General features: G+C 64.0%; 23 protein-coding genes. 16 read left to right on the forward strand and 7 right to left on the reverse strand.

Annotated elements, in window-relative coordinates:
• Window positions 1–35 precede the first annotated feature (35 nt).
• The gene (locus EYV96_RS06235; RefSeq protein ID WP_131150584.1) at window positions 36–3497 is read right to left on the reverse strand and encodes a methylmalonyl-CoA mutase family protein; all 3462 of its coding nucleotides are present in this window, start codon (window positions 3495–3497) and stop codon (window positions 36–38) included.
• Window positions 3498–3853: 356 nt separating this feature from the next.
• Here EYV96_RS06235 and EYV96_RS06240 point away from each other — a divergent pair, with 356 nt between their 5' ends.
• The 4 genes from EYV96_RS06240 (at window position 3854) to EYV96_RS06255 (ending at window position 7495) form a co-directional block, all read left to right on the forward strand.
• Window positions 3854–4705, forward strand: coding sequence for an energy transducer TonB (locus tag EYV96_RS06240; protein WP_165488608.1), 852 nt, complete (start codon window positions 3854–3856; stop codon window positions 4703–4705).
• 91 nt (window positions 4706–4796) lie between these two features.
• Window positions 4797–5642 (forward strand): energy transducer TonB, encoded by an 846-nt coding sequence (locus EYV96_RS06245; RefSeq protein ID WP_131150586.1) that lies wholly within the window; start codon window positions 4797–4799, stop codon window positions 5640–5642.
• Window positions 5643–5699: 57 nt separating this feature from the next.
• Window positions 5700–6563, forward strand: coding sequence for an energy transducer TonB (locus tag EYV96_RS06250; RefSeq protein ID WP_131150587.1), 864 nt, complete (start codon window positions 5700–5702; stop codon window positions 6561–6563).
• Window positions 6564–6700: 137 nt separating this feature from the next.
• Window positions 6701–7495 carry an energy transducer TonB gene (locus EYV96_RS06255; RefSeq protein WP_165488609.1) on the forward strand — a complete coding sequence of 265 codons (795 nt, stop codon included), beginning with the start codon at window positions 6701–6703 and terminating at the stop codon, window positions 7493–7495.
• Window positions 7496–7584: 89 nt separating this feature from the next.
• Here the strand turns inward: EYV96_RS06255 and EYV96_RS06260 are convergent, their stop codons facing one another.
• From EYV96_RS06260 to EYV96_RS06270, 3 genes are all read right to left on the reverse strand, one after another.
• The gene (locus EYV96_RS06260) at window positions 7585–8208 is read right to left on the reverse strand and encodes a YceI family protein (RefSeq protein ID WP_131150589.1); all 624 of its coding nucleotides are present in this window, start codon (window positions 8206–8208) and stop codon (window positions 7585–7587) included.
• Between the two features lie 126 nt (window positions 8209–8334).
• Window positions 8335–9267, reverse strand: coding sequence for an alpha/beta hydrolase (locus EYV96_RS06265; protein ID WP_240732353.1), 933 nt, complete (start codon window positions 9265–9267; stop codon window positions 8335–8337).
• Between the two features lie 14 nt (window positions 9268–9281).
• Entirely contained in the window at window positions 9282–9884 is a 603-nt protein-coding gene (locus EYV96_RS06270) for a TetR/AcrR family transcriptional regulator (RefSeq protein WP_131150590.1), read from the reverse strand.
• Between the two features lie 159 nt (window positions 9885–10043).
• Between EYV96_RS06270 and EYV96_RS06275 the strand changes: the two genes are divergently transcribed.
• From EYV96_RS06275 to EYV96_RS06285, 3 genes are all read left to right on the forward strand, one after another.
• The gene (locus EYV96_RS06275) at window positions 10044–10841 is read left to right on the forward strand and encodes a M48 family metallopeptidase (RefSeq protein WP_131150591.1); all 798 of its coding nucleotides are present in this window, start codon (window positions 10044–10046) and stop codon (window positions 10839–10841) included.
• Window positions 10842–10976: 135 nt separating this feature from the next.
• Window positions 10977–11300: a YXWGXW repeat-containing protein gene (locus tag EYV96_RS06280; RefSeq protein WP_131150592.1), complete on the forward strand. Its 324-nt coding sequence runs from the start codon at window positions 10977–10979 to the stop codon at window positions 11298–11300.
• A 202-nt stretch (window positions 11301–11502) separates the two neighbouring features.
• Window positions 11503–12606, forward strand: coding sequence for a Glu/Leu/Phe/Val dehydrogenase dimerization domain-containing protein (locus tag EYV96_RS06285; RefSeq protein ID WP_131150593.1), 1104 nt, complete (start codon window positions 11503–11505; stop codon window positions 12604–12606).
• Window positions 12607–12678: 72 nt separating this feature from the next.
• On the opposite strand, the gene EYV96_RS06290 is transcribed toward EYV96_RS06285, so the two are convergent.
• From EYV96_RS06290 to EYV96_RS06300, 3 genes are read right to left on the reverse strand one after another with little or no spacing between them, the layout of a single operon-like run.
• Window positions 12679–13890 carry an NAD(P)/FAD-dependent oxidoreductase gene (locus tag EYV96_RS06290; RefSeq protein ID WP_131150594.1) on the reverse strand — a complete coding sequence of 404 codons (1212 nt, stop codon included), beginning with the start codon at window positions 13888–13890 and terminating at the stop codon, window positions 12679–12681.
• Window positions 13887–15308: an FAD/NAD(P)-dependent oxidoreductase gene (locus EYV96_RS06295; protein WP_131150595.1), complete on the reverse strand. Its 1422-nt coding sequence runs from the start codon at window positions 15306–15308 to the stop codon at window positions 13887–13889. Before EYV96_RS06295 ends, EYV96_RS06290 begins: the two co-directional genes overlap by 4 nt.
• Window positions 15305–15613, reverse strand: a complete 309-nt coding sequence (locus tag EYV96_RS06300) for a (2Fe-2S)-binding protein (protein ID WP_240732354.1) — start codon at window positions 15611–15613, stop codon at window positions 15305–15307. The genes EYV96_RS06295 and EYV96_RS06300 overlap by 4 nt, the downstream gene beginning before the upstream one ends.
• Before the next feature lie 880 nt (window positions 15614–16493).
• Between EYV96_RS06300 and EYV96_RS06305 the strand changes: the two genes are divergently transcribed.
• Genes EYV96_RS06305 through EYV96_RS06345 form a run of 9 tightly spaced genes read left to right on the forward strand, consistent with a single transcriptional unit; the run spans window position 16494 to window position 24818 of the window.
• Window positions 16494–16763 carry an acyl carrier protein gene (locus EYV96_RS06305; RefSeq protein WP_205746101.1) on the forward strand — a complete coding sequence of 90 codons (270 nt, stop codon included), beginning with the start codon at window positions 16494–16496 and terminating at the stop codon, window positions 16761–16763.
• Between the two features lie 16 nt (window positions 16764–16779).
• Window positions 16780–17565, forward strand: coding sequence for a glycosyltransferase family 2 protein (locus EYV96_RS06310; RefSeq protein WP_131150597.1), 786 nt, complete (start codon window positions 16780–16782; stop codon window positions 17563–17565).
• Entirely contained in the window at window positions 17553–18167 is a 615-nt protein-coding gene (locus EYV96_RS06315) for a LolA family protein (protein WP_131150598.1), read from the forward strand. Before EYV96_RS06310 ends, EYV96_RS06315 begins: the two co-directional genes overlap by 13 nt.
• Window positions 18164–20530, forward strand: coding sequence for an MMPL family transporter (locus tag EYV96_RS06320; protein ID WP_240732355.1), 2367 nt, complete (start codon window positions 18164–18166; stop codon window positions 20528–20530). The genes EYV96_RS06315 and EYV96_RS06320 overlap by 4 nt, the downstream gene beginning before the upstream one ends.
• Window positions 20527–21789 carry a beta-ketoacyl-ACP synthase gene (locus EYV96_RS06325; RefSeq protein ID WP_131150599.1) on the forward strand — a complete coding sequence of 421 codons (1263 nt, stop codon included), beginning with the start codon at window positions 20527–20529 and terminating at the stop codon, window positions 21787–21789. Before EYV96_RS06320 ends, EYV96_RS06325 begins: the two co-directional genes overlap by 4 nt.
• Entirely contained in the window at window positions 21786–23042 is a 1257-nt protein-coding gene (locus EYV96_RS06330; protein WP_131150600.1) for a beta-ketoacyl-[acyl-carrier-protein] synthase family protein, read from the forward strand. Before EYV96_RS06325 ends, EYV96_RS06330 begins: the two co-directional genes overlap by 4 nt.
• Window positions 23039–23782 (forward strand): beta-ketoacyl synthase chain length factor, encoded by a 744-nt coding sequence (locus tag EYV96_RS06335; protein ID WP_131150601.1) that lies wholly within the window; start codon window positions 23039–23041, stop codon window positions 23780–23782. Before EYV96_RS06330 ends, EYV96_RS06335 begins: the two co-directional genes overlap by 4 nt.
• Window positions 23743–24552 (forward strand): lysophospholipid acyltransferase family protein, encoded by an 810-nt coding sequence (locus EYV96_RS06340; protein WP_240732356.1) that lies wholly within the window; start codon window positions 23743–23745, stop codon window positions 24550–24552. Before EYV96_RS06335 ends, EYV96_RS06340 begins: the two co-directional genes overlap by 40 nt.
• On the forward strand, window positions 24549–24818 hold the full coding sequence (locus EYV96_RS06345) for a phosphopantetheine-binding protein (protein ID WP_131150602.1): 270 nt from the start codon (window positions 24549–24551) through the stop codon (window positions 24816–24818). The genes EYV96_RS06340 and EYV96_RS06345 overlap by 4 nt, the downstream gene beginning before the upstream one ends.
• Window positions 24819–24850: the final 32 nt, after the last annotated feature.

Here is a 24850-nt window from a genome sequence, read left to right on the forward strand (position 1 = left end):
GCGTTTCCAGGACACCACCGTGGTCGACCGTCGCCTTACATGTTGCGGCGGTACTCGCCACCCACGTCGTAAAGAGCATGACTGATCTGGCCGAGCGAGTTGTATTTCACGGCCTCGATCAGCTGCTCGAACACATTGCGGCGTTCGCGCGCCGTGCTCTGCAGGGTCTTCAGGCTCTCCGGCAGCAAGCCATTACGCGACTTGCCGTAGGCCTGCACGTTGTCAATCTGCTGCCCCTTTTCTTCCTCGGTCGACCGGATCAGCTCGATCTCGGTGGCGATCTCGCCGCCATGATCCTTGGGCAGGAAAGTGTTCACGCCGATCAGCGGCAGGCTGCCGTCGTGTTTCTTCTGCTCGTAGTACATCGACTCTTCCTGGATCTTGCCGCGCTGGTACATCGTATCCATCGCGCCGAGCACGCCACCGCGCTCGCTGATCGCCTCGAACTCCTTGTAGACCGCCTCTTCGACAATGTCCGTCAGCGCGTCGACAACGTAGCTGCCCTGCCATGGGTTCTCGTTGAAGTTGAGGCCGAGTTCCTTGTTGATGATCATCTGGATCGCGACGGCGCGACGCACGCTTTCTTCGGTCGGCGTGGTGATCGCTTCGTCATAGGCGTTCGTATGCAGGCTGTTGCAGTTGTCGAACAATGCGTACAGGGCCTGCAAGGTCGTGCGGATGTCGTTGAACTGGATTTCCTGCGCGTGCAGCGAACGGCCGGAGGTCTGGATGTGGTACTTCATCATCTGCGAACGCGAGCTGGCACCGTAGCGCTCGCGCATGGCGCGCGCCCAGATGCGGCGTGCCACGCGGCCGATCACGGTGTACTCCGGATCCATGCCGTTGGAGAAGAAGAACGACAGGTTCGGCGCGAAATCGTCGATATTCATGCCGCGCGCCAGGTAGTACTCCACGATGGTGAAGCCGTTGCTGAGCGTAAAGGCGAGCTGGCTGATCGGGTTCGCACCGGCCTCGGCGATGTGATAACCGGAGATCGACACCGAATAGAAATTGCGCACCTTGTGGTCGACGAAATACTGCTGGATGTCACCCATCATGCGCAGCGCGAATTCCGTGCTGAAGATGCAGGTGTTCTGCGCCTGGTCTTCCTTCAGGATGTCCGCCTGCACCGTGCCACGCACGGTCTGCAGCGTTTCGGCCTTGATGCGCGCATACGTATCGGCGTCCACCAGCTGATCACCCGTGACGCCCAGCAACGCCAGGCCGAGGCCATCGTTGCCCTTAGGCAGCTCACCCGAATAGCTCGGGCGTTCACGACCGGTGAACATGGCGTCGATGCGCTCCTGCGCCTCGGCCCAGCGCGCCGGGTCTGCCCTGAGATGCTTCTCGATGTTCTGGTCGATCGCGGTGTTCATGAACATCGCGAGGATGATCGGCGCCGGACCATTGATGGTCATCGACACGGAGCTGGTCGGCGCGCTCAGGTCAAAGCCGGAGTACAGCTTCTTCATGTCGTCGAGCGTGGCGACGTTGACGCCGGAGTTGCCGATCTTGCCGTAGATATCGGGGCGCGGCGCCGGATCTTCGCCGTACAGCGTGACCGAGTCGAATGCGGTCGACAGTCGCGTCGCCGCACCACCCTGACTGAGGTAATGGAAGCGACGATTGGTGCGCTCCGGCGTGCCCTCGCCGGCAAACATGCGGGTGGGATCCTCACCCGTGCGGCGGTACGGATACACGCCGCCGGTGTACGGGTAGTAACCGGGCAGGTTTTCGCGCATGAGGAAGCGCAGCAGGTCGCCCCAGTCTTTCGTCTTCGGCGGCGCCACCTTCGGCACCTTCTGGTGGCTCAGCGATTCGCGGTAGTTGTCCACGCGGATCACCTTGTCGCGCACCTTGTATTCGTTGACGTCCGCCGTCACCGACTTGTAGCGCGCCGGCCAGTCACGCAGCAGATGCACAGCCTCGTGGCTGAGCTCCTTCAGGGCTTCGTTATAGCGCTGACGAAGCGTCAGCAGCGTGCGATCGGCGCCGTCGGCGTGAAGGTCATCATGCTCGTAGCGCTCCAGCGAACGCGGCAGGCGCTCGTCGCCCAGGTCTTTCAGCGACTCGAAGTAATGCTGCGCCTTGCTCGCACACTCGGCTTCGCGCTCGATCTGCGCATTGATGCCGCGCCCCTGCTCGGCGATCTCGGCGAGATAGCGCACGCGTGAGCCCGGGATCAGCACGGTGGCGCGCGGCTCCTTGAGCGACGTGTCGAGGTTCGGCGACCACTTCTGCTCCGGCAGCGTCAACTTGCTGCGCAGCAGGCGGCAAAGGTTGCTGAACATCCAGGTCACGCCCGGATCATTGAACTGGCTGGCGATGGTCGGATACACCGGCACGTCTTCATCCTTGAGGGTGAAGGCGGTGCGGTTGCGCTTCCACTGCTTGCGCACGTCGCGCAACGCGTCTTCGGCGCCACGCTTGTCGAACTTGTTGAGCACGACGAGCTCGGCGAAATCGAGCATGTCGATCTTTTCCAGCTGGCTGGCCGCACCGTAGTCGCTGGTCATCACGTACATCGGGAAATCGACGAGGTCGACGATTTCCGAGTCGCTCTGGCCGATACCGGCCGTCTCCACGATCACCAGGTCATACGGCTGCGCTTTGAGGAAATCGATGCAGTCATGCAACACCACGCTGGTGGCGGCATGCTGACGACGCGTGGCCATCGAGCGCATATACACGCGATGGCTGCGCAGGGAGTTCATGCGGATGCGGTCGCCGAGCAAGGCGCCGCCGCTGCGGCGACGCGTCGGGTCAACGGCGAGCACGGCGATCCGCATCTCCGGGAACGCGTGCAGGAAACGCAGGAGCAGCTCGTCTACCACGGACGACTTGCCCGCGCCGCCCGTGCCGGTCACACCCAGCACCGGCGTCTGCTTGCCGGCCATTTTCCACTGCTTGCGCAGGTGCTCCAGCTCCGCCTCGGGAAGCTCGGCTTCCTCGATGGCCGACAGCATGCGGCCGATGGAGATTTCATCATCGATGTCGGCGCGCGGCGGCACCGGCGTCTGCTCGCTGCGCTTGTTGGCGGCGGCGCGCGTACGCTCCATGACGTCGTGGATCATCTCGGTCAGGCCGAGCTTCATGCCATCGTTCGGGTGGTAGATGCGCTCCACGCCATAGGCCTGCAGCTCGCGGATTTCTTCCGGGGTGATCGTGCCGCCACCTCCACCGAACACGCGAATGTGGGCAGCGCCATGCTCCTTGAGCATGTCGACCATGTACTTGAAGTACTCCACGTGACCGCCCTGGTAAGACGACAGCGCGATGGCGTCGGCGTCCTCCTGCAATGCCGCGCGCACCACGTCTTCCACCGAGCGGTTGTGACCCAGGTGAATGACCTCGGCGCCTTGCGACTGGATGATGCGGCGCATGATGTTGATGGCGGCGTCATGCCCGTCGAACAGGCTTGCGGCGGTGACGAAACGCAGGGGACGCGTTTCATGCTGCGCTGCACTAACGGGGACGTTCTGGGCGGTGGAACTCATGGCTACTCCGACATCGTGTGCGGTGAACCGGACAATTCTAGTGGGGAACGGCGTTAAGAGCTTGCTGCGTTGCGCGTACGTTGGCGTATGGACGAGTCTGCGGGGACCCTCCGGCGTCACCTGCCCCCGTTATGTAGCAGGCCCGGTTTCACTCATACTTGCGTGAAGGCGGCCAGGAAACCGCCGGGCATGCCATGGGGGATGGAGTGCAACGAAACCATGCGGACGGCGCCGTGGCGCTTGCGCCTCGATCAGGGAGGCTTTGTGCCTTCGATGGGCGGTCCCCTGTCGCGCGCCCGCTTGCCATCCAAGGCGACCGTGACCCGGGTTACCTCGGGGCCCGTCCAGGCAAACCCATGCTCCGGGCCATGCTTACCTTGTTGCACGCCGCCCTGTTATCACCCCTGGCTCTTGCCGGCTCGCCCGCCAAGCCGGATCTGTCGGCCATCCTTACCGGAAGCATCGTCATCTCCGAAAAAGGCGCCGTCCAGTCCACGGCACTGGATGTGATGCCCGGGAGGCCAGTCGATGAATCCATCAACGGCATGATCAGGCAGATCGTGTCGGGATGGCGCTTCGCACCGGCCACCGCTGATGGCAAGCCCGTGCCATCGCAGACCAGCATCCATGTCCGCCTCGTTGCCCGGCCGAACGACGACGGCAGTTTTAAGGTGTTCGCAGGGGGCACGACGTTTGGTGCCGACCCGTCGATGAACGCCACTGACTATCCGCAACCGCTCAGGCTGGAAGCACCGTCACCGCCACGCGGGCTCGACGAAGTGGGTGGGACGGTTTATCTGGCGCTTCGCATCAACCGCGAAGGCCGCGTGGACGATGCGTTCGTGGAACAGGTCAACCTGTTGCGTGGCGACAATGAAACCTACATGTCGTACTGGCGCGACGAACTGGCTCGTCCGGTGCTCGGCGCCGCGCGAAACTGGACCTTCATTCCCCCGTCGACCGGGGCCCTGGCCTCACAGGCCACCTGGACGGTCCATTTGGGCGTGAACATCGGGGGCCGGCGCGCCATGAAGGCCATGTCAGATCCGTCCAGGTCCGCGTGGTCACCCTATTTCCCGGGACCCATTCATGCCGTGCCCTGGCTGAAGGGCGCGCTCATCAATCCGGCCGCGCCCGATGCCCTCGTTCAGGGCGCCATGGTTGTCGAGGGCACCGCCCCGAAGTTATTGACTGCCTCGCACCCATGAACGGGCGTCCAACACGCGGCAGCGGCAGATTCATCGGGTTTGTCATGCCCCCATCACCGACAGACACTTCAACGCATCAAGGATTCGACGCATGAGAAAGACATGGTTGGTTGCCGCCCTGGCGACGGTTTCGGTTGCCCAGGCCACTGAGTTCCGCCCCGTGGTGGAGTCGTCCACGCTGGTCAAGGGAACGATCGTGCTCAACAAGGATGGAACCGTCGCCTCGACGTCCATCGACGATGAAAATGTGCTGGGCAATGCCTTGTCCGATGTCGTGCGGAAGACCGCAGCGCAATGGCGCTTCGACCCGGTGATGCAGAACGGCGAACCGGTGATCGCCAAGGCAAGGATGTCTGTCCGCCTCGTGGCGCGAAAGAATGATTCGGGTGACTACAACGTGCGCGTCAAGGGTGCCATGTTCGGCGAAAGCGTCGATGCCACCAAGCGGCGCAACCTGCCGCACCTGACTTCACCGGCCTATCCGCCGGCTGCTGTCTCGGCGCAACTGGAGGCCACGACTTATGTTGCCCTTCGCCTCGACAAGGATGGCCACGTCATCGACGCCGTGGCCGAGCAGGTCAACCTGTCCCAGTGGGGTTCTGAGCGCCTGATGAAAGAGTGGCGCGACGTTTTCGCCAAGGCGGCGCTTGCTGCCGCACGCAAATGGACCGTCCAGCGCCCGGATGATGCGCCGCCCCTCAACGCGGACACGTGGACTGCAAGGATTCCGGTGGTCTTCCACATCACCAACCTCCACACCGGCCGAACCCGTTCGATCTGGCAAACGTATGTCCCCGGACCCGTCGACCCCATTCCGTGGCTGGAGGGCAAGCCGGCCAGGGGTGCGTTCGCCCAATCGCCCGACGCCCTGCCGGACGGACAGATCGCCATCGAAGGCGACGGCCCTAACCTTCTCACTCCGACCGATCACGGCTGAGCCCGGGCCGTCCGTCAGTTACCAACGCGTCTCGATTTCCTTCCGCGGAGAACACACATGAAAAAAATGCTTTGGGCAATGTGGCTTGCCTCATGCCTGATCGTCCCTCACGTCCACGCTGGCGATTCTCGGGACCTGGAGTCCTCAGCAGTGATCAAGGGCAACATTGTCATCGCCACCGACGGGTCGGTGAAAGAGGTAGCGATCGACGACCAGGTAGTCGCGGGAACCCCCATTGGCCACATGGTGCTCCAGGCGGCCATGCAATGGCGCTTCGAACCCGTCATCCGCGACGGGGCGGCCGTGGTTGCCAAGTCCCGCATGTCGGTACGGATCGTTGCCAAGCGGAAGGAGGACGGGAACATCGACGTGCGCATCAATGGCGCAACTTTCGGTGACGGCACGACATCGGAAGAGTTGCGATCCGACAAAGCCAACTACGCAAAGGGCCATATGCCGCGCTACCCGGAATCCGGCATCCGGTCTCGCGTGCAGGGAACCGTTTATCTGGTCCTTCACGTCAATCGCGAAGGCAAGGTAGTTGACATCGATGCAGAGCAGGTAAACCTGAAAAACATGGGGCCCGAGCGCCTGCTTGCCGCATTCCGAAAAGACTTTGCGGAAAGCGCCATCAAGGCCGCGCGCACCTGGACTTACACCATTCCGACTTCGGGCCCGCTGGCTGACAGGAACGACTGGATCGTTCGCGTTCCGGTCGCCTATGACCTCTGGGTCGATGGCAAGAAGCCCGAACCCACGTTCTGGCAAACCTATATGCCCGGCCCCCGTAATGACATCCCCTGGGTCCATGCGTACGAACCCCAACCCAATGTGCACCGCGCCGTTGATGCGGTCGCGGACACGGCGGTACTCACCGATGGCGTTGGCCCGAACTTACTCACTGCGCTCGACGCGGGTTGACCTGACACGTTCTCCGGCAGAGGTAACTGCTTCGCCTGCGCATCCAACGCACCACACTTTTGAGGGCAGCTCGCATGATTCGAAGTCTTCTTGGTTTCCTGGTTTGTTCGATAGCAACGACGCAAGTACACGCAGCCATGCGAACAGACTTCGAATCGTCCGCACTGGTGAGCGGAACCATCGTCATTGCGACCGATGGTTCCGTGCGAAGGGTCTCGGTCGATGACCCGGAAGCGGCGAGGCCGACGCTGGTGAAGTTCGTCCAGGACAGTGCAATGAAATGGCACTTCGACCCCGTCGTGCCCGAGAGCGGCACGGACGAAAAAAGGTATCGCATGACCGTCCGGCTCATCGCGAAGAAGGCCGCCAATGGCAACTATGACGTGGTCATCCGGGGCGTGAGCTTCGGGGATGGCACCACCACCGGCGAGGTCCGCGACAATCCGGAAAACCAGCAGATGCCGCCGCGCTATCCCATGTCCGCGATCGAGCGAAATGTCACGGGCACGGTCTATCTGGTGCTCCATATCGACCGGGAAGGCAAGGTCACCGACGCCGATGCCGAACAGGTCAATCTGAATGTATTCGGGCCCGAGAACACCATGGAGGTATGGCGAAAGCAATTTGCCAGCGGTGCCGTCAAGGCAGCGCGCCAGTGGACGTATCGCGTACCGACGACCGGACCGCTGGCCAGCGAGGACGGCTGGGTCATCCGCACATCGATCGTGTACTCGATCAAAGAGCTTAGCGAGATGAACAAAAAGGACTTCTGGCAGACGTATATTCCGGGCCCGCGCATCGACGTACCCTGGCTGCACAAGTACGAGACCCAGTCCGGCAACGGCGACACGGTGGACGCCCTGCCCGATTACACCGTACAGACACGAGGTGCCGGCCCGCGCCTGCGTACACCCGCCCCGCAGGGTTCCTGACGAAGGTCGCCGGTGTTTCGCCCGGGATGGCGAAACACCGACTGACGCGCGATTTCCGTCGATGCATCAAGCCCCGACGGGAATCGCGATCATCCTTGCTTGCCAGCCGCCTTTGTCTCTTCCGCAAGCGCTTCGACCTGGATGCGCAGCTGCACATCCATCCTGAAGCCATAGTCCTTGCCCGCGTCCAAACCGAATGCATCGCGCTTGAAGGTCGCATAGGCATCCGCACCGCATACCTCGCGCTTATACATCGGATGCGGCATGCACTTGAACGAACGTATTTCCAGGTCCAGCGGACGCGTGACGCCGTGCATGGTCAGCTCACCCTTCACTTGCGTCGGTGCGCCATGCACGAAATTCGCGAGCGTGCCCTTGTAGTGAGCCTTGGGAAATTTCACGGTATTGAACAGCTCGTCGCCGTTCGCCGACTTGTTCATGTCGGGCAACCCAAAGTCGATGCTCGTCGTATCCACGTCGATATCCACGGTGCCCGTCCCGGCAGCCTTATCCAGCGTGATCTTGCCGCTGGTGCGGTCGAACTTCCCGCGCCATACCGAAAGGCCGCCCATGTGGTCGGCTTCGAAACTCGGATAGGTGTGCATCGGATCGATGACGTAGGTGGCGCTGTCGGCGTGCGAACCGCTGGCCAGTACCAGCAGCATCGATGACAGCCCCAGGGCATGCAGGGCGGTGTACGGCTTGGCGAACATGGTCCACTCCTTCGGTGAGGGCAATAGAGTTATCTCTCGCCTCAACGACGAACGGCCCGACGCCAGATCGACATGGCCACCGACGCGGCGCGGTTGGCGCCGCATCAGCCGACTCAACCTTCCTGGTCAGGCCACGCCGAACGGCAGATTGGGTGATGCCACGACCCGGTCGCCCACCCGTTCACCCCGCAGGTAGGCCAGCGTGGCTTCGATGACTTCCGGTGCATCCAGCACTTTGTGATGACCCAGCCCCTGGGTGGTCAGCAGGCGCGAGCCTGTCCAGTAGCGCGCATAACGCTCGCCCTCTTCCCAAGGCACGTCAGTGTCATCGAGGTCATGAATCACGAGACCTTCCTGCCCCAATGCCGGCAGGCGCCGATGTACCTGGAGATCCGCCACGCGCACGCCGGTGCGGCGCTCGTGCCAGGCCATGAACGAGCTGCGCAGATGCTGACCCAGCCGTACGAAGCGCAGGAAACGCCCTGCTGCCGCCTCCATGTCCGCCGCAGGCGCGATGAGGATCAACCGGCGCGCTGACCACGACTCATCCTGCGCCAGCGCCAGCGCGGCGCCACCCAGCGAATGCCCGATCGCGAGCTCCGCCGGCCCGAAGGCCTGCCCGATGGCACGAATCGTGGCGATGAAATCCGGCAGGGTGCAGAGGCGACCGGTGCTGTTGCCGTGGCCGGGCTGGTCGAAACTGACGACGGCGTAGCCGAGGGCGCGCAAATGCCCGATCCAGGGCAAAAAGCGCAGTCCAAAACTCGACCAGCCGTGCACCAGCAAGACGTAGGGCTGCGAGGCAGGATCGCCCCAGGTGTAGGTCGCGATCGTTTCGCCATCACGACGGATCGACCCGCGCTGCATGTCAGCATCAGGCCTGGCGGCGCGTGCCCGCGCACGACTGCTGGCAAAGGGCGTGGCAAAGAGCCGGGCCGCGCGATTGACCGTGCGCTTGGGCGCCAGCCGGCCGCCGACGGCAAAGGTGGCGCGAATGGCGCCAAGCTTGAGTGCCATGGAGGCATGGGACTTCGACGTGGAGCGATGCGTACGTGGCATGGGGATGGCTCCGATCAGGGTTCGTAACTGGCCAGCAGGCGCTGGACCGCAGCGTCCGTGCGCTTGCGCGCCTGCTCAATGCCGAACAGGCCCGCGTCGTGATGCAGGCCGAGCATCAACGCGTAAATCTCGAAGGCGAGCTGGCCTTCATCCGTATCGCCGCGCAGGTGGCCTTCGGCCTTGGCAAATGCGATGGCCTTCTCCAGCTCGCCACGCCAGCCCGCCTGCATGCGCACCACCCAGTCGTGCAAGGCGCCGTCGCGCCCGTCGTATTCGCTGGTGGCCGAAAGAAGGACGCAGCCGCGCTTGTATTTGTGACCCCACTCGCACCAGTGCCCGATCATGCTGCGCAGGCGCTCGATGCCCCGGGGCTGCGTCAGGGCGGGTACGAGCACATGCGCCATGAAACGGCGCGCACCGCTTTCCAGGACCGCCAGTTGCAGGTCTTCGCGTGAACCGAAGTGGGCGAAGACGCCGCTTTTGGACATGCCCACGGCAGCAGCCAGGGTTCCAATGGACAGGCCTTCGACGCCGTCCTGGCAGGCCATGGCATAGGCCTGGTCCAGGATCAGGTCGCGAGTAACGGCGCGCTTGCCGGGGGAGACGGTTTCGCTCATGGGTTGGCAAAATAGCACGACCGTTCGTTCTTTTATAGTCCCTCTCGAAGACCCCCGCCAAGCGCCCCGGGACCGTGACACGCCAAACGTCGCCACGACCGTCTCGCGACGTGTGCGAGAGGTATTCTTGCGGCCACGGGTCACTCGAAAGGAAGCATCATGCGACTGAAACTCGCCCTCCTCGCCGCGGCATTCGCCAGCCTGGGCGGTTGCGCCACCTCGCCCACCGGGCGGTCGCAGCTGATGATGGTGTCGGACGGCCAGATGTCCCAGATGGGGCTTGCGGCATTCAACGACATGCGCAAGGAAGGCAAGTTCGTCGATGCGCCTCGCGAACGCGCCTACGCCTCATGCGTGGCGAACGCCTTGATCGCTGTGCTCCCGCCGCCGTGGAATACCCAGCCCTGGGAAGTGCAGATCGTCGGCGACGACACGGCCAATGCCTTCGCCCTGCCCGGCGGCCGCATCGGCGTGAATCGCGGCATGTTCAAAGTGGCCACCGACCAGGACCAGCTCGCCGTCGTGCTCGGACACGAGCTCTCGCACGTTGTCGCGCGCCATGGTGCCGAACGCGTGTCCGACAACATGGCCACCCAGGCCGTGGTCGTCGCCGGCACCGCCTACGCCGCAAGCCAGGGCACGAACGCCGGCTACACGGCGGCGGCGCTCGGGCTCGGCGCGGAAGTCGGCATCTTGTTGCCGTTCTCGCGCATCCAGGAAAGCGAGGCCGACACGCTGGGCCAGCGCTACATGGCGCAAGCAGGATTCGACCCGCGCGCCGCGGTCACCTTGTGGGACAAGATGGGTGCGCAGGGTGGCAGCAAGCCACCGGCCTTTCTTTCCACGCACCCATCCTCCGGCAATCGCGCGCAGGCCCTGAACCAGCAGGCGCAGCAACTGATGCCGGTCTATGAATCGGCGCGCGCCAACGGACACGCCCCCGACTGCAAGATGTAAGCGCCCTGGCTGAACCGCTCCCCTCGCCTTGCCATCCCACGGCTAAACGCCGCGGAAGCGAGCGGTCAACACGCCGGTCGGAACGACCGTTTTCCCGTGCAACCGCCGCATTCCGCGGCGCTACGGGAAACGCCCATGTCTGCATCGAAGTTCGCTGTCCTCGCCGCCCTTGCCCTGGCCGCCTCGGGCGCCGCCTATGCACCTGCTGCCAGTGCGCGCACCAGTGTCTCCGTGCAGATCGGCGTCGCCCCGCCGCCGCCGCGCTACGAGGTGGTGCCGCCACCGCGTCCGGGCTATGTCTGGGTCCAGGGCTACTGGAACTGGAGCCCCTACGCGCACCGTCATGTCTGGGTTCCGGGTCGCTGGGCGGGCGCCCGCCCAGGCTACGTCTATCGCCCGGCGCGCTGGGAGCACCGCGGCAACGACTGGCGCTTCCACGACGGGTACTGGGGCCGCTAAGGTCGCCCTGCTGCGCCGCAACAGCGACTCACCCAACGTTTGGCTAAACTTATGGACTGATTCATCGCCCCGCCTTCGGTCGGGGCGATGACTTTTGAAAGCCTTGAGTTCGCCCCTGGCGGGGTCGCACTGGATCCTCCCCGCCTCCATCCCGCGCCTGCCCGACCCCAGGGCAAACGCCAAACGTGGAGTCACCGTTCCAATGATTTTCGAAACCATCGCCAATACGGGTCACGAAGAAGTCGTCTTCTGCCACAACAAGGACGCTGGCCTCAAGGCCATCATCGCGATCCACAACACGGTGCTGGGTCCGGCACTCGGCGGTCTGCGCATGTGGCCGTACAAGACCGAGCAGGATGCCGTCAACGACGTGCTCCGCCTGTCGCGCGGCATGACGTACAAGAACGCCGTGGCCGGCCTGAACCTGGGCGGCGGCAAAGCCGTGATCATCGGTGACCCGAGCAAGGACAAGTCCGAAGCGCTGTTCCGCGCTTTCGGCACCTTCGTCAACTCGCTCAACGGTCGTTACATCACGGCCGAAGACGTGGGCATCGACGTCAACGACATGGAATACGTGTTCCGTGAAACCGAATACGTCACCGGCGTGCACCAGGTGCATGGCGGTTCGGGCGACCCGTCGCCGTTCACCGCGTTCGGCACGCTGCAGGGCCTGATGGCCGCGCTGCAGGTCAAGCACGGCAACGAAGACGTGGGCAAGTACAGCTACGCCGTGCAGGGCTGCGGCCACGTGGGCAGCGAGTTCATCAAGCTGCTGCGCGAACAGGGCGCCAAGGTGTTCGTCACCGACATCAACAAGGACGCCGTGCAGCGCTGCGTCGATGAGCTGGGCTGCGAAGCCGTGGGCCTGGACGAAATCTACGACGTCGACGCCGACGTGTACTCGCCCTGCGCACTGGGTGGCACGCTCAACGAGCAGACCATCGACCGCATCAAGGCGAAGATCATCTGCGGCGCCGCCAACAACCAGCTCGCCACCGACTCGATCGGCGACGAACTGACCCGTCGTGGCGTGCTCTACGCACCGGACTACGCCGTCAACGCCGGTGGCGTGATGAACGTGTCGCTGGAAATCGACGGTTACAATCGCGAGCGCGCCATGCGCATGATGCGCACGATCTATTACAACCTCGGCCGCATCTTCGAGATCTCCAAGTCCCAGAACGTGCCGACCTACAAGGCCGCCGATCGCCTGGCCGAAGAGCGCATCTCGGCCATCGGCAAGATCAAGCTGCCGCACATGGGCAATGGCGCTCCGCGCTTTGCCGGTCGCATGCGCGGTCAGTAATCGCGCCTGTTGCAAGCGTCTTGAAGACCTCCCCGATGAAAGTCGGGGAGGTTTTTTTGTGCCCTCATGCCATCAGGCAAACCGGCTGGCAGCAAAGGCGTCGATGTCCACAGGCGGCATTTCGTCGTGCACCAGAGCGTCGATGATCTCCCCGGTGATGGCCGACGTAAGGATGCCCGTCCGGAAGTGACCACAGGCGTGCAAGTAGCCATCGACGCCATCCGCCCTGCCCAGGATCGGCAACTCATCCGGCGTCCCGGGCCGCAGGCCCGACCATGTGCGTTTGACGTGCAGGTCGCTCAATCCAGGCAGGCAACGCAGCGCGCCCTGTACCAGTCCGGCAATTTCCGGATAGGTCGTCGAGACGTCATAACCCTTGTCCTCGGTGGTGCTGCCGATCAGGACTTCGCCATTGTCTTTCTGCGCGATATAGCAGTCGCTGGTGGAAAGACAGCCACGAATGACGCGCGGCAGGCGTTCGGACAACACGATCTGCCCTTTCACCGGCTTGACCGGAATCGGCACCCCGGTGGCCATCACTGACAGGTCCGATGCCCACGCACCGGCCGCATTGATCAGCACGTTGCACGAGAGCGTCTTGCCGGATGCCGTCCGGATGCCTGTGACACGCGACCCCACTTTCAGGACGTCGACGACATCCGTGTGGTACAGCACCGTGGCGCCCTGACGCCGCGCACCTTCGGTATAGGCATCGGTCAGCCGGAACGGATTGACCTGATGATCGCAAAGAAACTCAAGCGCACCCTGGGCTTCGGGATTGATGAAGGGTTCCTCGGTGCGCAACGCCACCTGATCCAGCCAGCACACTTCGTCGGAGAGATGGGGAATGCTGGCGTGGATATGTTCCGCATAGCGCCGGTCCTCATCGTCATAGATGACATACTTGAGGCCCGTGCGCTCAAACTTGAAATCCATCCCGTGCTCGTCCTTGAGCTCGCGATACAGCGCCGGGTAGCGCGCATTGGACGCCAGCGCGAAATCGAAGAACGACTTCGGCAGGATATGCGGGGCATCGGCGCTCACCAGACGGGACTGATCCGACGCTGCGTGCAGCCCGGCTCGCAGTTTTCGAAAGAAAATGACTCCGCAGCCCAGGCCGACGGATTCCCCAATGGCCCAAAGCCCACCCGCCGATGCGCGCGAGGCGTTGCCCGGTCGCTTGTAGTCAACCAGTGCAACGCGCAAGTCGCGCCGACGTGACAAGTGGTAGGCACACGAAGCGCCAATGACGCCGCCACCCGCGACGATCACGTCGAAATTCATGCGACGGCTCCCTTGCCCACCGGCGACGCAAACGCCGAGAACGGCACGGGATCCTGCGGAAAGCGCGGGCGAATCCAACCGACGTCCTGCTTTCCCGAATGCATCCGCAAACGGTCGCTGCAATAACCCACGCACATTTTTCCCTGGCAGTCGCCCATGCCGGCGCGCGTGCGCATTTTCAGACTGACGAGATCCGTGACACCCTGGTCGATAGCGCGATCGACATCGCCACGAGTCACGTTTTCGCAGCGACAGATGATCGTGTCCGCCTGCGCCAGCGAAAGCTGCCCCGCACCGCGGCGCGTGAAATCGTTAATGCCTTCGCGGAACTGCCCGATGGCTTTCATCTTGTGAAGCATGGGCGCGCGCATCGCGGAAGCTTCTTCGTCACTCAGCACACCCCGCTGGCACAGGATCGATAGCGCTGCTATGCGCCCGCTCAGCAGGGCAGCATCGCCCCCGCGCAGGCCGCCAGCGTCACCGGCGACGTGGACCGCCGACTGACTGCTGCGTTGCCAGTCGTCGACCACAGGTCGGAATACGCCAAGCCCGTCGTAGCCGTGATCGAGCCCAAACTGTTGCGTGATCTGCGTACGCGGAATGAACCCGTAGCCGACGCCCAGCGAGGCCGCCTCGATGGTTACCGCCTTCGTCAGGTCGGCACGCCACTGGAGGTCATAGGGCGCCACCCGTACCGCCGATAACGAAGCATCCCCCTGCGCATCGACAATGCCCCAGCCATAGTGCAGCGGCACGCCACGCATGCGGAGATACGCGAGCATGGTCATGCCGTCGAGCATGGTCTGAGGTTGCTGCATCAGGGCGCGGACCTGGCGTGCCATGCGATGGAATGGGCTTGATTCGAAAATGCCTTCGACCTTGCATCCGGCGCGCACGAGCTGGCATGCAACCAGCGGAAGCAAGGGACCCGTGCCGACCAGCACCGTCGAACCCATGGGTCGCGTGACGAAGCTCTTGATCTGCAGCTGCATGCCGCCCAGCAACATGACACCGGGAAGCGTCCAGCCTGGAAACGGCACACTGCGTTCATGGCAACCCGGACTGAGCAAGGCTTGCGAAAAGGCCAGATGCTCGATGCAGTCGTTGCTGCGGCTCCATGCCTGAAGGTGACCATGGCCATCGCGCCCTGCGTGGCCACCAATTACGCGCCGTCCCAGACGCACGTCGACGAAATCGGACGATGCGCCGAACTCGGCATGCAACGCTTGCATGCGCTTGCGATAACGCGCGCCCAGGTAGTCCAGTGAGACGCCTTCGCGCAGCGGTCCGCGATAGACAACGCCTCCCACGCGTGGCGCTTCATCGACGATCACGCTCCTCACGCCGTGTCGCGCCAGAGTCACGGTGGCTGCCATGCCAGCCGGACCGGCCCCGACAATGACCACCGGGGCGGTCATCGCAACACCCCGAGCCAGGTCGGCCGGCGCAAGGTGACGATGCGCATACCCGGGGCGACGGGCGTCTGACATGCGCGTCGTCGCGGTTTGCCATCGATCTCCACAAGACAGCAATGACAGACCCCCATGAAGCAATACGCTCCGATCGCCGTCCCATTCGCATTGATTGAAATCTTGCGCCGGCCCATGGCGCTCAGCACGCCCAGTACCATCTCGCCGGCCGCCGCTCTTACCGGCTGGTCATCGATGTAGATCGTGATGGTCGATTCTTCCAAAGGTTGTATGTCGCACTTCCGCGTGTGCACGAGTGATCTCTCCAAAAGCCAATACTGAATCGCGATGCCATGCATCGTTGACGGCAAACAGCGAACGCAGAAAAAAACGACAGAGCTGCGGAAAGCACCTGCTTTCCACATCGCTCTGTGAAGTTTCGTGACGGTCTGCGCGCGCTCTGTCGCCGGACGATTGTGATCCGTGGAAACGGATCGACGTTGATTTACATCACTGCATGCCTACGCGATGTCGAGATGCCTTCGCGCTGCCGGCGCGTTTCCGTCCCGCGACACTTCTTCGATCCGACGATTCGACGGAGATACTTCGCATGGCGACGTCGATCATCCATCGAAGCGCGAGCCCTTCGCGCCATCGGACAAAGTGCCTTGGTGTGTGCGTCTAAACCGACAGGCTGACGGACAACGTCTGAGCAGATCCGTGAGAGCCCCACATGAGCCCCCGAATTAATGCGAGTGACTCTCATCCGCAATCGACGCCATCACCCGTTCCTGGCCCGCAGCCCGGCTCGCAGCCCGGGCCAAAAGGGAACGCCGATTCGCCCCCCTCCTACCGGATTCCGTCACGAAACGGACCCATCCCTGGCCTACGGTTTTATCCGGATCGGCCGATACCCGGGCATCGCCTTCGTCAGACTTACCTGTAGGACAGTTCTGGTAAACTGCGTCCACGGTATGTGAACGCTGTAAGGCTTTGCCTACAAAGGCGATACCCGAAGGGGAGCCGCCCCGGCGGCTTGAAGCTCCAGGAAACAACGATCAAACGGCTGCGTTCGTTGAAACGCCGTCGGGCCCCGCTGTTGGCTGTGGCGGGGAGGGCCATCCAGTCGACAAGAACGCTGGAAGCCTCAACCGACGCGACACGGACGTACCCCATGCATGAGAACAGGGATTTATGAGCACGATCATGGCTAACGGCATCAGCGACGAGGAGATCCTTGCCCGTCTGCGTCAGGTGCTGCACGACACCTTCGAGATCGACCCGGCCCGTGTCACCACGTCGGCCCACCTGTTCACGGATCTGGAGCTGGACAGTATCGATGCCGTGGACCTGGCAATCCAGGTCCAGGATATGACTGGCACCCGCATCAAGCCTGAAGACTTCAAGAGCGTACGCACGGTGAGCGATGTGGTCGACACCGTCAAGGCGCTGCTCGACCGCTGAGCGGCGGACCTCTCCCATGTCGTCGTACACATCGCTGGCGGGATCCATCCTTCCCTGCGCCATCGTCCCGATCTATAACCACAAGGACACCATCGCGCAGACGGTGACGTCACTGCGCGCGCATGGCCTGCCCGTGATCGTGGTGGATGATGGAAGCAACGAGGCCACGCGCATCGTCCTTGATGACCTGGCCCGGCGCACCGAGGGCATGACCCTGCTGCGTCTCCCGCACAACCAGGGCAAGGGCCGTGCCCTGTCAACCGGATTGCTGGCAGCGCAGGAACGCGGCCACACCCACGCGCTGCAGATCGATGCCGATGGGCAGCATCAGGTGGATGACGTGCCCCGCTTTCTTGCCGAAGCGCGCGCCTGCCCCGCCGGCATGATCTGTGGCAAGCCGATCTACGATGATTCGGTGCCCAAAGGACGACTGTACGGGCGCTATGTCACGCACGTGTGCGTGTGGATCGAAACCCTGTCGACGGCGCTCGCCGATTCGATGTGCGGCTATCGCCTGTACCCGCTCGAAGCCACCTGCGCCGAAATCCGCCGCAAGCCGTTTCCCGCGCGCATGGACTTCGACACCGAGGCAGCGGTGCGCCTCATCTGGCGCGGCGTACCCGTGCGGAACCTGCCGACCCGGGTGATCTATCCCGAAAACGGCCTTTCCCATTTCCGCATGTGGCGGGACAACATACGCATCTCGGCCATGCATACGCGCCTGTTGATGGGCATGCTTGCGCGCATGCCGATGCTGCTGTGGCGCAAGTGGCGCCGACCGGAGCCCGCATGCGCCACCTGATCGCCATCGTCTTCGCCTTGCTGGCGATGGTTGCCGTTGCCCACGCCAACGAACCGGACCTGCTGCACCAGGTCGTGGCGCAACTGGGCCAGCATGCGCAGGTACGCGCGGCTTTCACTCAGACACGCGAAAACCCGGCCCTCGCGCAGCCACAGGTGAGCCGAGGACAGCTGCTCTTCGTGACGGGCCAGGGCATGCTCTGGCAAGTACAGGCGCCTTATGTTGAAACCATAGCCCTGACTCACGGGCGCTCGTCGCGCGTCGACGAGCAGGGCCACCCGCTCTCGGCGAGCAGCGATCGGGGCGTGGCGCAGGTGTCGCAGATGCTCGATGGCTTGCTCGCCGGCCAGCCCGACGATGCCTTGCGCCAGTTTTCCGTGGAAGCAGAAGGCAGTCTCCAGCAATGGACGCTGCGTTTCACCCCACGCCAATCGCGCATGGCGCGCGTGCTGCGCAAGATCGAACTGCGCGGCGACACGTTCCTGCAAAAGATCCAGGTGGATATGCAAAGCGGCGAATCCACGCATATTCAGTTCGTCGAGACGCGTGACGCCGGCCCCCTCACGGTTCCAGAACAGCGCGCGCTGGGTATGCCCCCGTGAACGTCGTGTCGCCGCGCGTGCGGGCCGCCGTGTTTGCGGTCGCCGTTATGATGGTGGCCTGCCTTGGCGGAAGGCTGCTGTTCGGGCGCGGTGAGTCGCCGATCCAGACGGATCTGCTGGCCATGCTTCCACCGACGGAACGTCATCCGATGGCGGAGATGGCGGTCGATCGCCTTGCACACGCCAACGGCGATCGCATGGTGCTGCTTCTGGAAAGCACCGACGACGAACACGCCAGGGCGGCGGCGCGCCTGCTCGGCAAGCAGCTTGGTGCCGACCCGGCTTTTTCGTCGGTCGTGGCTGAATTGCCGGATTTTGATCTGGAAGCCATGCTTGCGCCCTATCTCGCGCACCGGTTCCAGTTGTTGAATGACCAGGATCGCGCCTCGCTGGTCCGGGCCGGCTTTGATCCCGCGCAAGCACTCGCCAAGCGCCTGAACGAGCCCTTCCTTGCGGGCGTGGGCATCCGGCTGCAGGACGACCCCTTCGGCTGGATGCAGCACTGGCTCGACGGCGCGCCCTGGACCCGCTCGCCATTGATGCCCGAGGATGATCTGCTGACGGCACATCGCGGCGATCTGACCTACGTGCTGGTCATGGCCAACCTGCATGGCTCGTCGTACGACGATGGCATCCAGCGTGCATCGCTGGCCGCCCTGGAGCGCGCCTCGATCGCAATGCGCCAGCAGTTCCCGGACGTAACGATGTCGCGGACGGGCGCGGTGTTCTACGCCGCTGCAGCGCGCGCCGGTGCCGAGCGTGACGTGCATCTGGTCAGCGTGGTCTCCACGGCGGGCATTGCCCTGCTCCTGCTCTGGGCCTTCCGTTCAGTCCGTCCGCTGTGGGTGGCCTTTCTTTCCACGGCGATGGGCGTGGTCTGCGCGCTGACCGTCACGCTGCTCGTCTTCGGGCAGATCCATCTGCTGACCCTGGTTTTCGGCGCGGCCCTGCTGGGCGAGGCCGTCGACTATTCCATCCAGTACCTGTGCGCGCGCTCCCATGCCGGCGCGACGTGGCGTCCGCTCGACGGACTTCGCCAGGTTCGCCCGGCGTTGTGGCTGGCGCTGGCTACCTCCGTACTGGGCTACAGCCTGCTTGCCGCGATGCCTTTCCCGGCCCTGCGCCAGATGGCCTGCTTCGCGGTCGTCGGCATGCTGGCCGCCTGCCTCAGCGTTTTCTGGCTGCTGCCGGCCTTGCTGCAAGGTCCGGCGCGACGTCCGATGTCCGTCAGTCTGGTGACCTTGGCGCATCATCTTCAACGGCGTGTCGTCGCGCTGACCTCAGGCAAGCGCAGAGGGGTGCTTGCCCTGATCCTTCTGGTGGTCGCTGCGCCGGGCTGGTGGCGCCTGGGTCACGACGACGACATCCACTTGCTGGTCTCCCCTCCCCCTGAACTGCAGGCGCAGGAAAGCCACATCCGTGACATCACCGGCCTGGGCAATGGCAGCCAGTTTTATCTGGTCCATGGCCTGGATGAAGAACAAGTCCTGCAGCGCGAGGAAGCCCTGGCTGTGCGCTTGCAGGCCATGGTGAACCAAGGAGCGCTCGAGAGCTGGACCGGCCTTGCCAGCATGGTTCCGTCACTTGAGCGCCAGCGCGCCGATCACGCCTTGCTGAAGCCCTTCTTCGTCGATACCGGCAACCTGCGCACGACGCTCACCGGGGCAGGCCTCAAGCCCGGTGTGGTTGATGCTTATCTGGCCGCGTGGCCCGGCACGTCGCTGCGCCTGCGCGACTGGCTGACGTGGCCGATTGCCGTCCCCTTCCGTGATCTCTGGCTGGATGGCGGCGCCGAAGGCGTGGCCAGCATCGTGCTGCCCCAGGGAGCGACGGATGTCGCTCTGCTGGGCGCCGCAGCGGATGGGCTGGAAGGCGTCGAGCTGGTCGACAAGCCGGCGAGCGTCAGCGACCTGTTCGGCCGCTATCGCCGCCTGGCCAGCGGCTGGCTGCTCGCCGCGACTGCCCTGGTCGGGCTGGTCTTTGCCTGGCGGTATCGCCGCGGTGCCTGGCGCGTGCTCGCGCCGTCCGTCCTGGGCATGGGACTGAGCCTTTCGGCACTGGGCTATCTGGGACAGCCGCTGACATTGTTCCACTGGATGGCCCTGATGCTGGTGCTCGGCGTCGGCGCGAACTACGCCGTTTTCCTGCGTGAAGGCGAGCCGCATGTCCGCCACCGCCCCGGCGCGTCCTTCGCGGGCGTACTGCTTTCGGCGCTGACGGCGTGGCTGTCGTTCGGCCTGCTTTCCCTGAGCACGCTGCCAGCGCTGCAACACTTCGGCATCACACTTTTGCTGGGCATCGGCTTCACGGTGATCTGCGTACCGATCGCCACGCCCGTCACCGAACACGACACGAACGCATGACCACACCCATCCTCCCTGCACCCATCAAGACGCCACGCCGCGTGGTGATCACCGGCATCGGTGGCGTCACGCCCTTCGGTCATGACTGGGCCACGATTCGCGATCGCCTGAAGACGTTCCGCAACGCCGTGCGTTACATGCACGAATGGGATTACTTCGATGCCCTCAATGGTCGACTGGGTTGTCCGGTCGACGACTTTGTCCTGCCGAACTGGCCGCGCAAGCAGGTCCGGTCCATGGGCCGCGTTGCGCAACTGGCGGTCGCCGCAAGCGAACGCGCGCTGGACGATGCCGGTCTGCGCCACGATGCATCCGTCACCGATGGCCGCATGGGCGTGGCCTATGGCTCGTCCGGTGGCAGCGTCGAGCCGTTCCGCGCCATGGGCAACATGCTCGCGACCGGTTCGATGCAGGGCGTGACGGCGACCAGCTACATCCAGATGATGGCGCACACGACGGCCGTGAATGTCGGCGTGTTCCTCGGCCTGAAGGGCCGTATCGTGCCCACGTCGAGTGCGTGCACGTCGGGCAGCCAGGCCATTGGTTACGGCTACGAGGCCATCCAGCAAGGTAAGCAGACGCTGATGCTTTGCGGCGGCGCGGAGGAACTGTCCGGTCCGGGTGCAGCGGTGTTTGACACGCTGTTCGCCACCAGCACGCGCAATGACGATCCCGCGATGACACCACGGCCGTTCGACGCGAAGCGCGATGGCCTGGTCGTTGGCGAAGGTGCCGTAACGCTTGTGCTGGAAGACTACGAACACGCCATGGCGCGCGGCGCGCGCATCTACGCGGAGATCGTGGGTTTCGGCACCAACTCCGATGGCAGCCACATAACGCAGCCGACGGCCGAGACGATGGCCATGGCCATGCGCATGGCGCTGAACGACGCCGGCCTGGCGCCAGGCGACATCGGTTACATCAGCGCGCACGGCACGGCGACCGATCGCGGCGACGTGGCCGAAAGCCACGCGACGGCGACCGTCATGGGCACGCAGACACCGATCAGTTCAATGAAGAGCTACGTCGGCCACACGCTCGGCGCCTGCGGCGCCCTCGAATCGTGGTGGGCGATCGAAATGATGCGTGATGGCTGGTTCGCGCCGACGATCAACCTCACCCATCCTGACCCCGAATGCGCCGCGCTTGATCACGTCACTGGCGAAGGCCGCCAGCTGCGCACGTCTTATGTCATGAACAATAACTTTGCGTTCGGCGGCATCAACACTTCGCTGATCTTCAAGGCGCACGAAGCGTGAGCTCGAACCGCACCACGGCCACCCTGCCCCGCGTCGTCGTTACCGGCACGGGCTCGGTGTCGTGCGCCGGTGTCGGCAACGACGCCCTGCTGTCGGCGTTGCGCGAGCGCCGCAGCGGCATTCGCTACATGTCGCAACTCGCCGACCTGGGCATGCGTTGCCACGTCGGCGGCCCTGTCGATACGCATCAGCTGGACGACCCCGACCGCAAGCTGCGTCGCTTCGTCCCCGCCAACACGTGGTATGCCTGGCAGGCGACGCGCGAAGCGCTGGCCCAGTCGCAACTCGGCGATGCCGTCCTGCGGTCGCCTCGTTGTGGCTTGGTCATGGGTGGCGGAGCGGCGTTGAGTGAACATGAGGCGGCGCTCGACAGTTTCCGCGAGCGCGGTGCGCATCGGCTTTCCCCGTACATCGTTCCGCGCGGCATGAGCAGCGCGCTGGCCGCCGGCCTTGCGCACGCTTTCGGCATCGGCGGCCGCAGCCATGTGATCAGCGCCGCCTGCACCAGTGGTGCACACGCCATTGGCCAGGCCATGGAACTGATCCAGCTCGGCAAGCAGGATGTGGTGATCTGCGGTGGCAGCGAAGAGCTGCACGACACCACTGCGCTCTGGTTCGATGCCATGGGCGCCTTGTCCGTCGCCAGCAACGATGACCCCGAACGCGCCTCACGCCCTTATGACCTCGCTCGCGACGGCATCGTGCTGGCCGCCGGCGCGGGTGTGCTCGTGCTGGAATCCGAGGCGCATGCGCAGGCGCGTGGCGCGCGCATTCTTGGAGAGATCGCCGGTTATGGCGCCGCCACGGATGCGGGCAACATGGTGGGACCCGGTATCGAGGGTCTCGCCCAGGCCATGCACGAAGCGCTGCTGGGCCATGATGATGCGCCTGAGTACATCAACGCGCACGCCTGCTCGACACCCCAGGGCGACCGGGTGGAGTGGGAGGCCATGGCCAAGGTTTTCGCCGGACGCCGCCAGGCAGTTCCCGCATTTTCGTCGATCAAAGGCCTCGTGGGCCATGCGCCCGGCGCCGCCGGTGCCATCGACGCCATCGCCAGTCTGCTCATGATGCGGCATGGATTTCTCAGCGCAGGATCGCCCGTCATCCACGCCGATCCCACCTTTGCCGAAGCCCCCTTGCTGGCTGCCAACGTCGAGCGCGTTACGCGCAGCGTGCTTTCCAACAGTTTCGGCTTCGGCGGCAGCTGCGCTTCGCTGTTGTTGCGCGCACCGAGTGGGGCGGACGCATGATCGATCTGCATATCGCGCAGTGGCGAGCCTGGGCGCCATCCCTGGACAGCAGCGAACGGTGGCAGGCCTGGGCCCATCGACCGTGGACACCGCAGGACAACGGAGAGCAGCCAGCATGCGAATTCCTGCCGCCCATGCAGCGCCGCCGCCTGAGCCGCATGGCACGCATGGCGCTGGAAGTCGCGTGGCCGCTCTGCGGCGAAGATGAGCAATTGCCGCTCGTCTTTGCATCGCGACACGGCGAAACACAACGCACCTTCGCGCTGCTTTCAGACGTCGGCGACGGCCAGCCGCTTTCACCCACGCAGTTCGGCCTTTCGGTGCACAACGCGATCGCCGGCCAGTGGTCGCTGCTACGCGGACAGCATGCCGAGGCCAGTGCCATTGCCGGGGAAGGCGATACGTTCGAGCACGCCATGCTCGAAGCCGCCCTCATGATCGACGCCGGTGCGCCGTCCGTCATTGTCATCATGACCGAGGAGCGGCCACCTGCCGCTTACGACGGCTGGATCGATGACGTGCCGTTTTCCTACGCTGTCGCCCTGCGCGTCACTCGCCGTGAAAAGGCCGGCCAGTCACCCGAGGGGCATTGGCGACTGGCGCTTCGAACATCGACGAGCGACGCAACCAGGCCAGTGTGGCCCCATGCACTTAACGTGCTTCGCGTACTGCTCACTTCGCCTTCCGTACTGGAACACCCATGGAAAACCCGTCAATGGATCTGGCAGCCGATCGCCTGAAGGTCAGGCGCACTGACTTTTACCTGTGGCGCCTGATCGCCACGGCGCTGAGCTTCCTGTTCTTCGGACTGGGCGGCATCGTCCTGCGCGTCCTGATTTTCCCTGTGATTTCACTGTTGCCTGGTGATCACATCGTTCGGCGCAAGCGTGTGCGCGCGGTGATTCGCCTGGCTTTCCACATGCACGTGCAGTTCATGTACCGCACCGGCGTGCTGACCTTCGAGGTGGTGGGCGCGGAGAGGCTGGGTCGCCCTGGCCAGCTCGTCGTCGCCAATCACCCTTCGCTGATCGACGTGGTCCTGCTCGGTTCTCAGATGCGCGATGCCAACTGCATCGTCAAACAGAGCCTTTGGCGCAACCCCTGCATGCGCGGACCGGTGCATGCCGCCGAGTACATCAGCAACAGCGGCAGCCCGGAGATGCTTGAGGAGGCGGCTGACGTGCTGCGCGAGGGCCAGACGCTGATCGTCTTTCCCGAAGGCACCCGTACGACACCCGGCAAGACGCCGGTCTTTCATCGCGGCGCGGCGGCGATCGCCATGCGCGGCGCAAAGATCGTGACGCCGGTCTTCATCTCCGTTACGCCGAGCACGCTGACCAAGGCCGAACCCTGGTACCGCATCCCCGACCGACGTTTCCATGTGCGCCTTCGCGTGGGCGCAGACATCGATCCGGCGCGTTTCAGCGCCGAGGGACCCATGCCGATAGCCTCCCGCCGTCTCAACGATCACCTGCACCACCTCTACGCCAAGGAATTCGCTTCGCCATGAACGACCTGCAACGCGATATCGCGCAACTGATCATCGATACCCTGAACCTGGAAGACCTCCAGCCCACCGACATTCCGCCGGAACAGCCGCTGTTCGGCGAGGGTCTTGGCCTGGATTCCGTGGATGCCCTGGAACTGGCGCTGGCGCTGCAGAAGCGCTATGAGATCCAGATCGCCTCGGACTCGCGTGATGCCCGCCAGCACTTCGCGACCGTCGCCACGCTCGCCGCGTTCGTCGAATCGCAACGCGCCGCATGCGCAAACTGATGCCTCGCTTCGACCACCAACGGATCGCTCAC

This window comes from Dyella terrae (genome assembly GCF_004322705.1).
In the GTDB taxonomy this organism is placed as follows: Bacteria; Pseudomonadota; Gammaproteobacteria; order Xanthomonadales; family Rhodanobacteraceae; genus Dyella_D; species Dyella_D terrae.

Coding starts and splice junctions, on each gene's coding strand:
- EYV96_RS06235 (WP_131150584.1), bottom strand. CDS start 3,497: ATGAGTTCCACCGCCCAGAACGTCCCCGTTAGTGCAGCGCAGCATGAA.
- EYV96_RS06240 (WP_165488608.1), top strand. CDS start 3,854: ATGCTCCGGGCCATGCTTACCTTGTTGCACGCCGCCCTGTTATCACCC.
- EYV96_RS06245 (WP_131150586.1), top strand. CDS start 4,797: ATGAGAAAGACATGGTTGGTTGCCGCCCTGGCGACGGTTTCGGTTGCC.
- EYV96_RS06250 (WP_131150587.1), top strand. CDS start 5,700: ATGAAAAAAATGCTTTGGGCAATGTGGCTTGCCTCATGCCTGATCGTC.
- EYV96_RS06255 (WP_165488609.1), top strand. CDS start 6,701: ATGCGAACAGACTTCGAATCGTCCGCACTGGTGAGCGGAACCATCGTC.
- EYV96_RS06260 (WP_131150589.1), bottom strand. CDS start 8,208: ATGTTCGCCAAGCCGTACACCGCCCTGCATGCCCTGGGGCTGTCATCG.
- EYV96_RS06265 (WP_240732353.1), bottom strand. CDS start 9,267: ATGCCACGTACGCATCGCTCCACGTCGAAGTCCCATGCCTCCATGGCA.
- EYV96_RS06270 (WP_131150590.1), bottom strand. CDS start 9,884: ATGAGCGAAACCGTCTCCCCCGGCAAGCGCGCCGTTACTCGCGACCTG.
- EYV96_RS06275 (WP_131150591.1), top strand. CDS start 10,044: ATGCGACTGAAACTCGCCCTCCTCGCCGCGGCATTCGCCAGCCTGGGC.
- EYV96_RS06280 (WP_131150592.1), top strand. CDS start 10,977: ATGTCTGCATCGAAGTTCGCTGTCCTCGCCGCCCTTGCCCTGGCCGCC.
- EYV96_RS06285 (WP_131150593.1), top strand. CDS start 11,503: ATGATTTTCGAAACCATCGCCAATACGGGTCACGAAGAAGTCGTCTTC.
- EYV96_RS06290 (WP_131150594.1), bottom strand. CDS start 13,890: ATGAATTTCGACGTGATCGTCGCGGGTGGCGGCGTCATTGGCGCTTCG.
- EYV96_RS06295 (WP_131150595.1), bottom strand. CDS start 15,308: ATGACCGCCCCGGTGGTCATTGTCGGGGCCGGTCCGGCTGGCATGGCA.
- EYV96_RS06305 (WP_205746101.1), top strand. CDS start 16,494: ATGAGCACGATCATGGCTAACGGCATCAGCGACGAGGAGATCCTTGCC.
- EYV96_RS06310 (WP_131150597.1), top strand. CDS start 16,780: ATGTCGTCGTACACATCGCTGGCGGGATCCATCCTTCCCTGCGCCATC.
- EYV96_RS06315 (WP_131150598.1), top strand. CDS start 17,553: ATGCGCCACCTGATCGCCATCGTCTTCGCCTTGCTGGCGATGGTTGCC.
- EYV96_RS06325 (WP_131150599.1), top strand. CDS start 20,527: ATGACCACACCCATCCTCCCTGCACCCATCAAGACGCCACGCCGCGTG.
- EYV96_RS06335 (WP_131150601.1), top strand. CDS start 23,039: ATGATCGATCTGCATATCGCGCAGTGGCGAGCCTGGGCGCCATCCCTG.
- EYV96_RS06340 (WP_240732356.1), top strand. CDS start 23,743: ATGGAAAACCCGTCAATGGATCTGGCAGCCGATCGCCTGAAGGTCAGG.
- EYV96_RS06345 (WP_131150602.1), top strand. CDS start 24,549: ATGAACGACCTGCAACGCGATATCGCGCAACTGATCATCGATACCCTG.